The sequence below is a fragment of the Flavobacterium sp. I3-2 genome (assembly GCF_013389595.1).
Classification (GTDB): Bacteria; Bacteroidota; Bacteroidia; order Flavobacteriales; family Flavobacteriaceae; genus Flavobacterium.
Map to the genome: position 1 here is coordinate 2,804,194 of NZ_CP058306.1, position 15,086 is coordinate 2,819,279.

A 15,086-nucleotide genomic window follows, 5' to 3' on the forward strand; every position below is an offset into this window, starting at 1 on the left:
ATCTTTTTTTTGCTGCATCGATCTGTAACAAATGTTACGCTCTACTTATTAATATAGATAGACCTTTGTAGTATAAAATTAAAAACAATGGAAATCATAGGTTTTATATTAACTGTTGTCATCGGTTTACTGGTTGGTTTATTTGGTGGAGGTGGAAGCATTCTTACCGTACCTGTTTTAGTGTATCTATTTGCAATTCCTGCCACGTTATCTACGACATATTCTTTAGCTCTAGTTAGTATTACAAGTTTAATTGCGGCAACACCTCATGTGGTACAAAAGAAGTTGTCTTACACAAAAATACTTCAATTTGGTATTCCTTCAATGATAGCCTTATATACAATACGTTCTTTTGTTCTTCCATCAATCCCACCCTACTTCAAGTTTTTGGGATTTGAGATCGAGAAAAACACTTTTATGATGTTATTCTTTTCTTTATTAATGCTGACTTCTGGTTTTTTTATGATTAAACAAAAGAAAAATAATCCTGATTGTATCGATTGTTCATATAATCATATAGCCTTAATGGTTGCAGGATTATTAGAAGGTTTAATAACAGGTATTGTTGGTGCTGGTGGTGGATTTATTATAGTACCTATATTAATGATTTTTGGAAAAATGAGTGTAAAACAAGCCGTAGCCAATTCACTATTTATTATTGGGGTTAAATCATTTATTGGATTTTTAGGATCACACGATATCTCATCTTTAAACTTTTCCTTTTTAATAAAAATTTTAGCTATCGCCTTGGTTGGAATGTACTTCGGAGTTCAATTGAACAAAAAATTAGATGCCAAACAATTAAAACCCATTTTTGGATATTTTGTGATGATTATGGGATGTATCATATTAATTAAAGAACTCATAATAAAATAGTTATTGTAACAAATGTTACCATTTATATAAAAAAATCTCACGAAATTTACAACACAAATTAAAAGATATACAAAATGAAAATAGAACAAATTTATACCGGATGTTTAGCACAAGGTGCCTATTATATAGAAAGTAAAGGTGAAGCAGCAATCATAGATCCTTTGCGAGAAACGCAACCTTATCTAGAGCGTTTAACCAAAGATGGCGTGCTTTTAAAATACATTTTCGAAACGCACTTTCATGCCGATTTTGTAAGTGGACATTTAGATTTAAGTCAAAAAACAGGTGCACCGATTGTTTACGGACCAACCGCTCAGCCTGAATTCGAAGCAATTATAGCGGAGGATAATCAAATTTTTGAAATCGGAAATATTAAAATTAAAGTGTTACACACACCGGGTCATACCTTAGAAAGTACAACTTATTTATTAATAGACAAGAACGGAAAAGAATCTGCAATTTTTAGTGGTGACACGTTGTTCTTAGGAGATGTAGGTCGACCTGACTTGGCTCAAAAAGCCGCTAGTATGACTCAAGAAGAATTGGCGGGAATGCTTTACGATAGTTTATACAACAAGATTATGCCTTTAGCAGATGATATTACGGTATACCCAGCTCACGGAGCAGGTTCGGCTTGTGGTAAAAATATGATGAAAGAAACGGTTGATACTTTAGGTAATCAAAAGAAAATGAATTATGCCTTAAATCAACCTTCTAAAGAAGCTTTTATTGAAGCCGTTACCGATGGTTTATTACCTCCACCTGCCTATTTTGGAATGAACGTTGCGATGAATAAAAAAGGATACGAAAGTTTCGAAACTGTTTTATCTCAAGGAATGACAGCTTTGTCGGTAGAAGAATTTGAAAATGCAGCTGAACAATCAGGAGCTCTAATTTTAGATACTCGTGCCAATGGAGATTTCGCTAAAGGATTTATTCCTCAATCGATTAATATTGGCATCAATGGTGATTTTGCTCCTTGGGTGGGGTCTATGATTGTTGATGTGAATCAACCGATTTTATTAGTTACAGATGCTGATATGGAAGAAGAAACAGTAACGCGTTTAAGTCGTGTAGGATTTGATCACGTTATCGGCCATTTACAAGGTGGATTCTCTTCTTGGAAAGATGCTGAAAAAGAAATCGATACAGTTAATAGAATAACTGCAACAGAATTTGCTTCTCAAATTGAAGGTAAAGAAGCCATGGTGATTGATGTTCGTAAAGAATCGGAATATGCAGCAGAACACGTAGAAGATGCGTATAGTAAACCTTTGGCTTACATTAACGATTGGGTAAACGATATCGATCCTAAACAACCGTTTTATTTACATTGTGCAGGAGGCTACAGAAGTATGATTGCTGCAAGTATTCTTCAAGCGCGTGGGTATAGAAACTTTATCGAAATTGAAGGCGGATTCAAAGCCATAGCTGAAACACAAATACCTAAAACCGATTTCGTATGTCAAAGCAAAGTTTTAAAATAATTTTTTCAGGTTTAATTATCATTATTATGTTTGGATTACTAAAAAATATGTTCTCAGAGAACAACAACGAAGAATTAAATAACATCATTAGTAACGCCTATTTAGTAGATGTTAGAACACCCGCTGAATTTGCAGAAGGAAACGTTCCTGGTTCGGTAAATATACCTTTAGATCAAGTACAAAATCAATTATCAAAATTCAAAAATCACGAAAGTATTGTGGTATTTTGCAGAAGCGGAAACAGAAGTGGTCAAGCCAAAGCTATTTTAGAACAGAATGGTTTTACTAATGTAGTAAATGGTGGTACTTGGCAACAAATAAATGAAATTAAAAATGGAGCAGGAAAATAAAACAGAAGCATGTTGTATTACGCAATGTGATGTTCCTATGGATCAACACTATTGGGAAACACGTTGGGAAAAACAAGAAACAGGTTGGGATATTGGGTACCCATCCCCTGCAATTACATAATATATGGACGGGATCGCGGATAAAAATACCGCGATTCTGATTCCTGGTTGCGGAAATGCCTACGAAGCAGAATATTTAGTTCAGCAAGGATTCACTAATATTACCTTAATTGATATTGCACCAAAGGCGGTTGAAAATTTAAAACAAAAGTTTGAAAACAATCCCAACATCACCATCTTGTTAGAAAATTTCTTCGAACATAAAGGTGGTTATGATTTGGTCATAGAGCAAACTTTTTTTAGTGCCATTCCTCCGTTCAGAAGAAAGGAATATGCCGCAAAAATGCACGACATTTTAAAGGAAAACGGACGAATTGTAGGAGTTCTATTCGACAAACAGTTCAATAATCCATTTCCACCATTTGGAGGTTGCCCTTGTGAATATAAACCCATTTTTGAAAGTCTTTTCGATATCAAAACCATGGAAGAATGTTACAACAGTATTCCTCCACGACAAGGAAGTGAAGTATTTATTCATTTTATCAAAAAATAAACCAATGAAACAGTGGATTCAATCATGGAATTTGATGCGTTTGCTAAGATTGGCCATGGCCATTGCAATCATTTATCAAGGAATTGATTTACAGCAGTGGTTGTTTGTTGGAATCGGTGTGGTACTAGCACTTATGCCTTTGTTCAATATAGGTTGTTGTGGTACCAACGGGTGTTCTGTACCACGCAATCAATCAAAAAATAATAGAGAAACAACATTTACAGAAATCAAATGAAAACATTCTTTCAAAAACATATCATAACCATTATAGGTGTTGCTGTAGGTCTTATAGTAGGGTATTTGTATTGGCATTATGTGGGATGCAATTCTGGCACATGTGCTATTACATCAAACCCAAGAAACAGTACATTGTACGGTGGTATGATTGGAGGGTTGGTATTTTCATTATTTAAAAAAGAAAAATAGATATGACATTTGAAGAAATCATTAATCAAGATAAACCTGTTTTAGTAGACTTTTTTGCTACTTGGTGTGGACCTTGTAAAATGCAAGCTCCTATTTTAGAAGAAGTAAAACAACACTTAGGTGATCAAGTATCGGTAATCAAAATCGATGTCGATCAAAACCAATCGGTAGCCGCTCAGTACCAAGTAAGAAGCGTACCTACATTAATCATTTTCAAAAATGGACAAATTCGTTGGCGCCAAGCAGGTGTTTTTCCTGCGAATGAGTTGGAACGTTTACTAAAAGAAAATTTATAATAGAAAAAAAGCATTGTCCTATGGGCAGTGCTTTTTGTGTAACAAATGTTACATAACTTTTCCTAACAGTTGTGTATTTTAGGCTTATTAAAACCATCACCATGAAACATAAGTTATTGTTATTTAAAGCCTTAGGCGTATTTTTAGTGTCTCATTATACTTTAAATGCTCAGAATATGAAGTTTGAACGAATTTACGATGAAACACTTGCACAAGCGAGTTACATCATTGCGAATGATAAAAATGAAGCCATCGTAATTGACCCAAAACGCGATATCGATACGTATTTAGAATACGCGAAAAAGAATGGTTTAACGATAAAATATGTTACTGAAACACATATTCATGCCGATTATTTAAGTGGGGCACCAGAATTAGCAAAAGCTACTCAAGCGGATTTATTACTATCTAACGAAGGTGGACCTGATTGGCAATATGCTTTTGATCATCAACCATTAAAAGACCAGCAAATTATACAATTGGGAAATGTTGAACTAAAGGTGATACACACTCCCGGACATACGCCAGAAAGCTTAACTTTTTTAGTAAAAAACACGAAAGATCAGACGGCACCAACTAAAGCTATTACAGGAGATTTTATTTTTGTAGGTGATGTGGGTCGTCCTGATTTATTAGAAAAAGCGGCCGGTCAAAAAGGGTCGCAATTTGAAGGAGCATATCAATTGTTTACATCATTGAATCAGTTCATTAAATTACCTAAAAACACAGAGATTTGGCCTGGTCACGGTGCTGGTTCGTTTTGTGGTAAAAGTTTGAGCAACATTCCTCAATCTACATTGGAACAAGAAATGGCAACAAGCCCTGCTTTTCAATACTTGAATGATAAAGATGCGTTTACTAAATTTATTTTAGATGGTCAGCCTGAACCACCTAAATATTTTGCGGTAATGAAACAATGGAATAAATCGGTACGACCTTTATTGATTGAAGTACCAAAAATTCAAAATTTATCAACTGTTGAATTAGAGAATGCCATCAAAAATAATGTGTTGGTGATTGATGCTCGTAAAAAAGAGGAAGTAGCGAAAGGCTTTATTCCAGGTAGTTTACATATTGAAGGTGGAAAATCATTTGCAACGTTTGTAGGATCTTTGGTAGATTACAACAATCAAATAGTATTGGTGGGCAATGAAGATCAAATCGAAAATTTACAACGTAAATTGATACGCATTGGAATGGACAACATTTATGGTTATATTTCTGATGTAAAAGAATTAAATGGTTTGAAAACTTCTAATATTATTACAGCTAAAGAGGTTCAACAATTAATGAAAGTCAAAAATGTTCAGTTGGTTGATGTTCGTACAGCAACGGAATACGCAAGTGGTCACATCAAAGGTTTTGAAAACATTACTCTGAATTCTTTAGAGAAAAACGTTTCTAAAATCCAAAAAGATGCACCTGTGATTATTCACTGTCAAAGTGGTGTACGTGGTGCTATGGCCTACTCTATTCTAGAAAAATTAGGCTACACAAATATTTTAAATTACAGCGGCAGTATCAACGATTGGTCTGCTAAAAAATTACCTTTGGTAAAATAATATATGAAAGCTACAAGGAAAATATTCTTCTACTTATCATTAGTCTTGATTTCAGGACTAATGATGATTCCTTGTGCCGTAAAACAACAAATTAAAGGCAGTATTACGCAAACTCAAACGACTTACAATGGTAAAAATAGTGCCAAGGTTTGTGTAACAACTTATGCTACAACCCAGCAACAACATCGTTTACAAATTGCGAAATTACTACCATTTCTTTTTTCAGATGTTTTAAAAATTGATAACGACCGTTTTACTCAAGTCGTTTTACCAAATTCTTTTATTTTCTTTTTTAAGGAGAAAGTTCCCTCGTATATCCTACATTGTTTATTTAGAATTTAGAATGCACTAATGTTAAGTTTTTTAATTTATTAGTCACTAAATTTTATTTAAAAATATGAAAGAAACAACCGTTTCTAGTACATCAATATTGGTGTTACGCATCGCTGTGAGTGGCATTTTTATCGCCGCAGGAATAAATCATTTACAAAAACCTCAAGGCGTTGCCAAACGAATTTTAGAAGCACCAAGTGGTGAATTTTTAAGTTCCATTGTTGATCCACATTTCCTTGCGTTAAGTTCAGGCTTTTTATTATTACTTTTCGGAATTACATTTTTGTTGGGTATTTACACGAGAATCAGTGCCATTGCTTTAGTGCTTTTATTGATTCCGATTACTTTAACTATTCAAATAAATGGAGGTATATTGTTTGGACCTTTATGGAAGAACATAGTCATTTTTGGTGGCTTGTCTTTCTTTATCATCAATAAAAATCTTCCGTATCAAATCTTTCCAAAAACTAAATAATGAAAAAATATATTTTAACCTTACTTGCGTCTATTCCATTCGTAACTATGGCACAACAACAAAAAATAACCATTTTACAGACAGCAGATATCCATGCATATATGAATCCTCACGATGAATTATTTGTGGAAAACGGACAAATTACCTTTCGTAAAGCTGGAGGATTAGCTCATATTAAAACCGTTGTAGATCAAATCAAAAAAGAAAATCCTAAAGGGACGCTTTTGATTGATGGTGGTGATTTTTACCAAGGAAGTGGAGAAAGTGTTCGCTCACAAGGTGCTATTTTCCCAAAAATTATCCACGAAATGAATTATGATTTGCTGATTCCTGGCAATTGGGAAGTGATTTATGGCAAAGAAGTGATGATGGAATTGATGAACAATTACAAAACCAATGTCATTACCTCCAATATGTTTCATAAAACGGATAACAACCCTATGTTCCCTCAGCATTGGATTACAGAAATGAAAGGTGTTAAAATAGGTTTTATTTCTTATAATGATCCTGAAATCCCTATTCGTCAAAATCCTGGTTATTCTGAAGGTATTGCATTTACAGAAGTTAATCATAATCTGAAAGCCTTAGTTTCGGAAATGAAAACTGTTAGAAAAGTCGACCTATTATTTATTGTCGCTCATATTGGTATTTCCAAACAAGTAGCTTTAGCCAATCATCCCGATGTAGAAGGCGTAGATTTTATTTTTGGAAATGATACCCACGAACGCATTCGAAAACCTATTGAAGGTAAATACAGTAAAGTAGTAGAACCTGGCGCTTTTAGTTCGTTTTTAGGAAGATTGGACGTTACGGTAGAAAATGGAAAAATGATAGATTATCAATATAATTTGATAGAAATTGATCCTAAAAAATATCCGGCAGATAAAAAAGTTCAAAAAGTAATTGATCGCCAACTAAAACCATTTGCCAAAGAAATGAACGAAGTATTGGGGTATACTACAACGCCTTTGTATCGTTATTTGGTAGTAGAAAATCCGATGGATAATTTAATTACCGATGCCTTGCTATGGAAAACAGGTGTAGATTTTGCAACCTCTAATGGTTTCCGTTTTGGGGTGCCAATTTTACCGAATGAAGAAGGAAAAGCAGCCATTACACAACGAGATTTATGGCGTATGCTTCCGGTAGATGAAAAAATGAAAATTGCAGAAGTTTCTGGTCAACAAATTTTAGATTGGCTAGAAAAAGAAATCAATAATGTATATGCTAAAGATCCTTTAAAACGTTTTGGCGGTTGGTTGGTACGCTTCTCTGGCATGACATTAAAATTTGATAGCAGCAAAGAGATCGGCGAACGTGTATTAGAAGTAACCATTCAAGGAAAGCCTTTAGAAAAAGACAAAATGTATAAAATGGCATCTTGTAATCGTACTGGTGAACCGTTATCGACAATGTGTAGAATGCCAAATGCTAAAAATGCGGTCATTCAAAAATTCACATTGCATGATGCTGTTAGAGATTACTTGAAACACCACAAAACGGTAAGTCCGAAAATTGATGGTCGTGCTCAGGCAGTAGATTTAGGTGATAATGTATTCTCCCAAATGAAAGAAACAGGATACGAGTTTAAATAAGATACTAATCCCCATTCAGGGGATTTTTTTATGAGTTCGCTATTCTTTTTTAATCAACTAATGTAACAATAGTAACTAATCAAATGTAAACTTACTTATAGATTTGTAAACATTACATTTAAAAATGACCAAGCAAATTTATTACATACTATCATTCATTTTATTGATTTCAACTAATAGTGTTGCTCAATCCAATAACTTATGGTTGAGAGCTACGTTTTCTGTAAAAGATTCTTTAGGAATTACCTATGATGCAGAGTTACAATATCGGTTACAAACAATTGCTACAGAAAGCATACCTAAACACCCTTTTTTAAATTCTGGACGTATTTGGATGCATTATTCACTTAATGAAAAAATGAAAATTTCATTATCCCCTGTGGCTTTTTTTGACCACATAAAATATAAGAACAAAGACGAACTTTATCTAAAGTCACATATAAAAGAATACAGAAATAGTTTAGCCGCAGAGTATCAATTTATTCAACAAAAAAGATTTCATTTATATGCTAGAACAGCCATTGAATTTAGATTTTTTTCCAACAAAAAAAATGAATTTAGATGGAGAAATCGCGTAGGTATAGATATCAAAATTACTAATAAAACTATACTAAGACCGTTTTACGAAATCTTTCATAAAAATTCTAATTCCAATTCACTAATATTGGATCAAATGCGTTTTAACTTGAGTTTGAAACATCAATTTTCAAAAAAATGGATTGCAGAATTAGGTTATATTGACCAGCTAAATCCAAATCAGCTAACGGTAAAACTAGAAAGGAAACCTAATGTATTCATAAATATTCAATATAAATTATAAAATAATATATTAAAATAAAGAAAAACTGAAAGGCTTAAAAAGATATTTTGACTTATTATATAATTAAAAACGAATTAATAAACTAGAAATAGCTCTATAATTTTCTAAAACATTTAAAGTTACATCGTGGTTTATTGAAATATTAAAGAAAGAGATATAATATTAAAACCTAATAAAAATTCAAAGATTAATCTCTTTTACTCAGATTTAAAATGTGTGGAAAAAGAGATTTTTGTATCTTAACAAGATCGTTAGAAATTTATATTTCAGAATAATAATTATGTCTTTTAGCATTTATGGATGAAATAAAAACATACTTAAAATAAAGTCAATTATGCAATAATTGAATAAGCTTGAATATGTTTCAACTCGGATTAATATCCAAATACTTACTAAAATATGAAAGGCTTATATTTAACAATGTTATGTATAATAAACACTCACAAGTAATAATCATCTACACCTCTCTTTATTTCGAACTATTTAAAATAATCAATTAGTGAAATTTAACCATTGATATATTAATAATATTTATCAAGTGTTTAAAAAAAAGTCATTATTTTCATTTTTAGCCTTTTTTTTTAGTTTTATTACAATATTTGTCTGTATAACAAAAAAAAAATACAATTAAAAATTTTAAAAATAATTCAAGTCCGAGAATAAAATCAGTATAAATTTAAATACTATCAAAATAAAACGTCTTTAAATAATAGTAAAAATTATCTTAAGTAATAAATAAATTTATATTCATGTTCAACATTGTTTAATCTTTTTCTAAGCTAAAAATTCCAATTTTAATATTGAACTAATGATTTCTATATAAATAATTAAAAACATTACTTTCTAAAGAGTAAAGCATTATAAAATTTTAATACTTCTTGAAAAAAAATTATATTTAAGAAAAAAATTAGCTATGAAAATTTTTAATCCATGGAATCTTCACGAAGGCGAAGAAAATAAAGAAAAAGTACTAGTCGATATTACTAATAATATTTCTTTTAACGGAGCAAATTTATGGATTTTAGCATGTGCTATACTAATTGCATCAATTGGTTTAAATATGAACTCTACAGCTGTAATTATTGGCGCTATGCTAATATCTCCGCTTATGGGACCAATAGTAGGTGCTGGATTTGCTTTAGCTACATTTAATTTTCAATTACTATCCAAGTCGTTAAAAAATTTGTTAATAGCAACTTGTGTAAGTTTAATAGTATCGACTATTTACTTTTATCTAAGTCCTTTTAAAGAAGTTCAATCAGAACTGTTAGCAAGAACATCTCCCACTATTTATGATGTAATGATTGCTTTCTTTGGAGGTATCGTTGGAGCCATATCTATAACACGTAAAGAAAAGGGAAATCCAATTTCTGGTGTAGCAATTGCAACAGCTTTGATGCCGCCTTTATGTACCGCAGGTTTTGGTCTGGCAACAGGAGATTTTAAATTTTTTGTTGGAGCAGTTTATCTTTATGCTATAAATTGTTTTTTTATTGGTATTTCAACTTATTTGATAATTAAATATTTAAAATACAAACCACAAGAAATTACTACAAATCTTAAAACTGCTAAAAATGTGAGATATGGAATAACGATACTTTTATTTTTAATTACTATTCCTAGTTTGTACATTGCATATCAACTTTTACAAGAAAAAAAATATAATCAAAATGTGAATGTATTTTTAGATAAAGAATTTGTGGAAAAAGGGCATACTATTATTTATAAAAAAATAAATTTTAAGTCTAATCCAAAAAAAGTTGAAATTGCACTAATCTCAAAGAAATTTGATTCATTAGAATTGAATCGATTAAATGATTTACTAAAAATTTATACAATACCAAATTCAGAATTAATTATTAAACAAAATACTCAAGATTTAAAACAAGAAATATTAGCTGAGCTGAAAAAGAATAATAATATATCAAAAGGTGATGATATCCAAATTAAAAATTTAAGACAAGCAATAGCAAAGTATCAATTGTATGATCAAGATTTTATAACAGATATATCAATTGTATTTCCGGAAATAAAAAATTACTCTGTAGGCCTACAAAATCACATAATATCTAAAGATTCTATAGTTGAAAAACCAATGTTTATGTATGAATCAACAAAAAATTTAGATACAACAAAATTAAAAAAATGGCTGATAAACAAATGGGATACTGACGAAATAGATATTCAAGAATTTGACACAAAAAAATAAATAGACTTCGAACTGATTATAAATGAGACTAAGTTATATATTGTATAATTATTTTTATCAGACTACAAATCTTTTAATAAATTTATATATATCATTATTTGCACCATATATTACTAATACATCATCTTTTTCTATAACAGTAGATGAAGAAGGAAACCCTTGAACTTGGGGTACCATCTTAAATTGACCTAAAAAACTAGTCTCTTCTTTATTTTTAATAATTGTCATTACTAAAATATTATAATTTTTTTTAAATTGAATCTCATCAAAGGTTTTTCCAACAAGCTCTTTCGGTGATAAGACTTCGATTATACTAAAATCATTATTTAAATCAAAAGAATCTATAATACCTTTAGCATTCAATTTTTTAGTCCATCTTTCTGCAGATTCTTCTTCTGGTCTTATAATTTGATCAACTCCGATAGCATGTAGAACATTTTCGTGAACTGAATTTATTGAACGGCTAATTAACCTCTTTACATTCTTGTTTTTGAAATTAGCTGTAGCCATGATATTAGCTCCTTCATTTTCTCCGATAGTCACTAAAACAATGTCGGTATTATTAATTGGTAATTTACTTAAAGCTATCTCATCGGTTGCATCTAAGCAAATGGTATAAGAAAATTTATCTTTATAATATTCTACCCTCTCATTATTACTATCAACTCCAATAACTTCATGACCTAATTTTGTCATTTTAATACCAAGAGATGAGCCAAAATTTCCTAAACCGATTATAATTAGTTTCATAAAATATTTATATTAGTATATCTCCACTAGGATATGAATATCTGGAAGAAATATTTTTCTTAAAAAAAGCTGTCAAAATTGTAATCATTGAAACACGTCCAATAAACATAATTATAATTATAACTATTTTGCTAGGTTCTGATAACAAGACTGTGGTATCTAAAGACAAACCAACGGTAGAATAAGCAGAAAAAACTTCGAATGCTATATCAATAAGTGGTAAGTTACTATCAAATTTAGAAATCAAAAAAACTCCTAAACCAATAACTAGAAATGAAAGTGTAATGGTTGCAAAAGCTTTTTGAACAACAGATTCGTTAATTTTACGTTTAAATATTTCAATTGAATTTTTACCTCTTGCAATATTAATAAAATTTAAAATAGCAATTGCAAAGGTACTTGTTTTAATACCTCCACCGGTAGAAGTTGGTGAGGCACCTATCCACATTAAAAGTAAAATTAGAATAATAGTTGAAAATTGTAGTTCAGAAAAATTGATTGTATTAAATCCGGCTGTTCTTGTTGTCATTGAAACAAAAGCTGCAGACACAAATTTTCCAAAACCAGTATGTTCATTCAATGTAAAATAAAATTCTTCGAAATATATTATTAACGTAGAGACTCCAAAAATTGTTAATGATGTAAATAGATTCACTTTTGAATTTAAAGAAAATATCCAGTTTTTCTCTTCTGTAGTTTTATAAAAAAAACGTAAAAATACTTTTTTAAAGAAATATTTTAAATACTTAATTAAATTAACTAGAATTGGAAAACCAATTCCACCTAAGAAAATTAAAATAATTAAGATAAGTTGAAATGAATAATTATTAATTGTTATATTTTGCATTAATCCATTGGGTAGCGTTGAAAAACCAGCATTACAAAATGCAGAAATAGAATGAAAAATGGATATAAAAACTTTATCAAAAATACCTATATTGAAATCATCTAAAGAAAAGAAAATGATCAGAGCTCCTAAAGATTCTATACAAAATGTGATATAAATTATTTTTTTTATAAAACCAAAAACTTCACTAAAAGCATCGTTGTTGGATATATTTCCAAGTGTTATTTGATACTCATAAGAACTATTTCCTTTAAAAAAATAAGCTATATAAGCGGCAAAAGTAAGTATACCCAACCCTCCTATTTGAATTAACAATAATATTATGGTTTGTCCAAAAACTGTAAAAGTTTCTGAAACATTAAATACAGTTAACCCAGTAACACATACAGCACTTGTTGAAGTAAAAAAAGCATCCAAAAAATTTATTGGATGGGTTGTTGCCTTGGGTAATAAAAGTAATAAAGCTCCTAAAATAATAATTGATATAAAACTTATAATAAACAACTGAGGGGGTGTAATATATTTTCTATTAAATGAAAAATTTGGATTTGCAAACTCTCTAACTAGTTTAAGTAAAATCGCAAATTGTAAATATTTACTAACAAAATATATGGAATAATCTGCTAATTGAATGTAAACACAATAACCTATAAAAAGTACACTCAATACATCAAATACAAAAACACGAAAAATAAATTTATCAGATGTATAAAAAAACTTTAATATAGTTTTTAATAATCCTATCGCTAGTATTATAATAAAAAATATATTGACAAATAATTTATAATCATTTGGAAAACCGAAACCTAAAAGGGCTATTAGTAAAATAATTGCTAGAATTAAACTAAACTTATATAAACCAGATAAAATTTTTTTAAAAAAAAGATTTGTTATCATTACAAAAACTATTTACTATTCCAACAATCCACATTTTCGATTTTATATTTTGAATTATCAAAAACTGGATCTTTTCCAATATTTTTTTGATTTCTATAGTCTTTATATAAAATTGAAAAAACATTACGAAGCAAAAATATCGAAATTAAATTAATCCAAGCCATAAGCCCTACTCCAATATCTCCAAGTGTCCACGCATTTTTAGCTGTTGTTATTGCCCCTAAATAAACTGACGTAAAAAGTAAAAGCTGCACAAGATAAAGTGTCCACTTTCTCTTTTTGAATAAAAATTTCACATTCGTTTCGGCTATATAATAATAAGCTAAAATTGTTGTAAAAGCAAAGAATGTCAAGGATATGGCTACAAACTCTTTACCTATCGAAGGAAAATGTTTTGCAATTGCATATTGCGTATAAGCGGGACCCATTTGAACATCTTTAAGATTATTTATTAGAAAACCTCCTTCAGTGTCCATTACATTAAACTGATTTGTAAACAAAATCATCAAACCTGTTGCGGTACAAACAAATAATGTATCAATATATACAGAAAAACCTTGAACTAAGCCTTGTTTAATTGGATGAGTGACTGCTGCGGCCGCTGCTGCATGAGGAGCAGTACCTTGTCCGGATTCGTTACTGTAAATACCACGTTTTATCCCCCAAGCAATTGCACTACCAACAATACCACCATAAAAAGAGTGCAATGAAGTACCAGATGAAACAATTAAAACAAAAATATCGGGTAATTTATTAATATTTAGTATAATAATAATTAAAGCCATCATAATATAACCAAGTGCCATAAATGGAACAATTAATTCTGTTAGTCTACCAATACGTTTGACTCCGCCAATTACTATTGATGCTACTAAAACAACTAAAATAATTCCTACAAGTTCTTTTGGAAACTGAAAAGCTTCAGTATTTGCCAATGAAATACTATTACTTTGTACACTAGGTAGTAAAAATCCTGTACTAATAATTGTTACTACTGAAAAAGTTATTGCTCCTATCTTTGAATTAAGTCCTTTTTTTATATAAAATGCAGGTCCTCCAATGAAATAAACAGAAGATTTCTCTTTATATAATTGAGCTAATGAGGCTTCGATAATGGCAGAGGCACTACCTAAAAAAGCAATAATCCACATCCAAAACAACGCACCCGGTCCCCCCATCGCAATTGCTGTAGCAACACCAGCTATGTTGCCGGTACCTATTCTACCAGAAATTGCTAAAGTAAAAGCTTGAAATGAAGATATACCTTGAGTTGAATTACTTTTTTGAAATAGAAGTTTCAACATATCTTTAATTAAAGTAATTTGTAAGAAGTTATATTTAACACTGTAATAAATTCCAGAAGAAATACAAAGTATAATTAAATAATTAGACCAAATATAATCGTTCACTTTCTCTATAAAATTCATTTTTCGCTTTTTAAAGCTTGTAATTTACAATTTGTTTTTTAAAATAGAAAATGTAATAATTCCGAGAAAAAATGTTCGATTAACCTCTAATCTTTTTTTATTATATTTGCAATTAACCTAAAT

16 protein-coding genes are annotated in these 15,086 nt (G+C 30.4%); 13 read left to right on the forward strand and 3 right to left on the reverse strand.

All coding sequences use genetic code 11. The features are described from left to right. The first annotated feature begins 87 nt into the window (after positions 1-87). From HW119_RS13400 to HW119_RS13455, 13 genes are all read left to right on the forward strand, one after another. The gene (locus HW119_RS13400; protein ID WP_177765209.1) at positions 88-876 is read left to right on the forward strand and encodes a sulfite exporter TauE/SafE family protein; all 789 of its coding nucleotides are present in this window, start codon (positions 88-90) and stop codon (positions 874-876) included. A 74-nt stretch (positions 877-950) separates the two neighbouring features. Continuing rightward, the gene (locus HW119_RS13405; RefSeq protein WP_177765211.1) at positions 951-2,363 is read left to right on the forward strand and encodes an MBL fold metallo-hydrolase; all 1,413 of its coding nucleotides are present in this window, start codon (positions 951-953) and stop codon (positions 2,361-2,363) included. Then, the gene (locus tag HW119_RS13410) at positions 2,339-2,713 is read left to right on the forward strand and encodes a rhodanese-like domain-containing protein (RefSeq protein ID WP_255497904.1); all 375 of its coding nucleotides are present in this window, start codon (positions 2,339-2,341) and stop codon (positions 2,711-2,713) included. Before HW119_RS13405 ends, HW119_RS13410 begins: the two co-directional genes overlap by 25 nt. 124 nt (positions 2,714-2,837) lie before the next feature. Further along, positions 2,838-3,326 (forward strand): methyltransferase domain-containing protein, encoded by a 489-nt coding sequence (locus HW119_RS13415; RefSeq protein ID WP_255497905.1) that lies wholly within the window; start codon positions 2,838-2,840, stop codon positions 3,324-3,326. A 4-nt stretch (positions 3,327-3,330) separates the two neighbouring features. Then, a complete protein-coding gene (locus HW119_RS13420) occupies positions 3,331-3,561 on the forward strand; it encodes a hypothetical protein (RefSeq protein ID WP_177765213.1) in 231 nt (76 codons plus the stop codon). Beyond that, the gene (locus tag HW119_RS16775) at positions 3,558-3,752 is read left to right on the forward strand and encodes a DUF6132 family protein (RefSeq protein ID WP_255497906.1); all 195 of its coding nucleotides are present in this window, start codon (positions 3,558-3,560) and stop codon (positions 3,750-3,752) included. The genes HW119_RS13420 and HW119_RS16775 overlap by 4 nt, the downstream gene beginning before the upstream one ends. 2 nt (positions 3,753-3,754) lie before the next feature. Continuing rightward, on the forward strand, positions 3,755-4,048 hold the full coding sequence (trxA, locus tag HW119_RS13425) for a thioredoxin (protein ID WP_125019676.1): 294 nt from the start codon (positions 3,755-3,757) through the stop codon (positions 4,046-4,048). Between the two features lie 101 nt (positions 4,049-4,149). After that, a complete protein-coding gene (locus tag HW119_RS13430; RefSeq protein WP_255497907.1) occupies positions 4,150-5,610 on the forward strand; it encodes an MBL fold metallo-hydrolase in 1,461 nt (486 codons plus the stop codon). 3 nt (positions 5,611-5,613) lie between these two features. Further along, positions 5,614-5,952, forward strand: coding sequence for a hypothetical protein (locus HW119_RS13435; RefSeq protein ID WP_125020147.1), 339 nt, complete (start codon positions 5,614-5,616; stop codon positions 5,950-5,952). A 55-nt stretch (positions 5,953-6,007) separates the two neighbouring features. Further along, positions 6,008-6,418 carry a DoxX family protein gene (locus HW119_RS13440; protein ID WP_125020146.1) on the forward strand — a complete coding sequence of 137 codons (411 nt, stop codon included), beginning with the start codon at positions 6,008-6,010 and terminating at the stop codon, positions 6,416-6,418. A gap of 47 nt (positions 6,419-6,465) precedes the next feature. After that, positions 6,466-8,013 (forward strand): bifunctional metallophosphatase/5'-nucleotidase, encoded by a 1,548-nt coding sequence (locus HW119_RS13445; RefSeq protein WP_235830396.1) that lies wholly within the window; start codon positions 6,466-6,468, stop codon positions 8,011-8,013. A gap of 124 nt (positions 8,014-8,137) precedes the next feature. Continuing rightward, on the forward strand, positions 8,138-8,833 hold the full coding sequence (locus HW119_RS13450; RefSeq protein WP_125020144.1) for a DUF2490 domain-containing protein: 696 nt from the start codon (positions 8,138-8,140) through the stop codon (positions 8,831-8,833). Positions 8,834-9,704: 871 nt separating this feature from the next. Then, a complete protein-coding gene (locus HW119_RS13455) occupies positions 9,705-11,042 on the forward strand; it encodes a TIGR00341 family protein (RefSeq protein ID WP_255498081.1) in 1,338 nt (445 codons plus the stop codon). A 57-nt stretch (positions 11,043-11,099) separates the two neighbouring features. Here HW119_RS13455 and HW119_RS13460 read toward each other — a convergent pair whose 3' ends face one another. The 3 genes from HW119_RS13460 to HW119_RS13470 are packed head-to-tail and all read right to left on the reverse strand — an operon-like array spanning position 11,100 to position 14,963. Continuing rightward, positions 11,100-11,792 (reverse strand): potassium channel family protein, encoded by a 693-nt coding sequence (locus HW119_RS13460; RefSeq protein WP_125020142.1) that lies wholly within the window; start codon positions 11,790-11,792, stop codon positions 11,100-11,102. Positions 11,793-11,799: 7 nt separating this feature from the next. Next, positions 11,800-13,536 carry a TrkH family potassium uptake protein gene (locus HW119_RS13465; RefSeq protein ID WP_177765215.1) on the reverse strand — a complete coding sequence of 579 codons (1,737 nt, stop codon included), beginning with the start codon at positions 13,534-13,536 and terminating at the stop codon, positions 11,800-11,802. 8 nt (positions 13,537-13,544) lie between these two features. Then, complete coding sequence (locus HW119_RS13470) at positions 13,545-14,963, reverse strand: alanine/glycine:cation symporter family protein (protein WP_177765217.1); 1,419 nt, start codon at positions 14,961-14,963, stop codon at positions 13,545-13,547. Positions 14,964-15,086 lie beyond the last annotated feature (123 nt).

What these genes read in the sequence shown, in the direction of transcription:
- HW119_RS13420 (WP_177765213.1), top strand. Translation starts at nt 3,331, where the DNA reads ATGAAACAGTGGATTCAATCATGGAATTTGATGCGTTTGCTAAGATTG.
- HW119_RS13405 (WP_177765211.1), top strand. Translation starts at nt 951, where the DNA reads ATGAAAATAGAACAAATTTATACCGGATGTTTAGCACAAGGTGCCTAT.
- HW119_RS13465 (WP_177765215.1), bottom strand. Translation starts at nt 13,536, where the DNA reads ATGATAACAAATCTTTTTTTTAAAAAAATTTTATCTGGTTTATATAAG.
- HW119_RS13415 (WP_255497905.1), top strand. Translation starts at nt 2,838, where the DNA reads ATGGACGGGATCGCGGATAAAAATACCGCGATTCTGATTCCTGGTTGC.
- HW119_RS13400 (WP_177765209.1), top strand. Translation starts at nt 88, where the DNA reads ATGGAAATCATAGGTTTTATATTAACTGTTGTCATCGGTTTACTGGTT.
- HW119_RS13445 (WP_235830396.1), top strand. Translation starts at nt 6,466, where the DNA reads ATGGCACAACAACAAAAAATAACCATTTTACAGACAGCAGATATCCAT.
- trxA (WP_125019676.1), top strand. Translation starts at nt 3,755, where the DNA reads ATGACATTTGAAGAAATCATTAATCAAGATAAACCTGTTTTAGTAGAC.
- HW119_RS13470 (WP_177765217.1), bottom strand. Translation starts at nt 14,963, where the DNA reads ATGAATTTTATAGAGAAAGTGAACGATTATATTTGGTCTAATTATTTA.
- HW119_RS13410 (WP_255497904.1), top strand. Translation starts at nt 2,339, where the DNA reads ATGTCAAAGCAAAGTTTTAAAATAATTTTTTCAGGTTTAATTATCATT.
- HW119_RS13460 (WP_125020142.1), bottom strand. Translation starts at nt 11,792, where the DNA reads ATGAAACTAATTATAATCGGTTTAGGAAATTTTGGCTCATCTCTTGGT.
- HW119_RS13435 (WP_125020147.1), top strand. Translation starts at nt 5,614, where the DNA reads ATGAAAGCTACAAGGAAAATATTCTTCTACTTATCATTAGTCTTGATT.
- HW119_RS13440 (WP_125020146.1), top strand. Translation starts at nt 6,008, where the DNA reads ATGAAAGAAACAACCGTTTCTAGTACATCAATATTGGTGTTACGCATC.
- HW119_RS13430 (WP_255497907.1), top strand. Translation starts at nt 4,150, where the DNA reads ATGAAACATAAGTTATTGTTATTTAAAGCCTTAGGCGTATTTTTAGTG.
- HW119_RS16775 (WP_255497906.1), top strand. Translation starts at nt 3,558, where the DNA reads ATGAAAACATTCTTTCAAAAACATATCATAACCATTATAGGTGTTGCT.
- HW119_RS13450 (WP_125020144.1), top strand. Translation starts at nt 8,138, where the DNA reads ATGACCAAGCAAATTTATTACATACTATCATTCATTTTATTGATTTCA.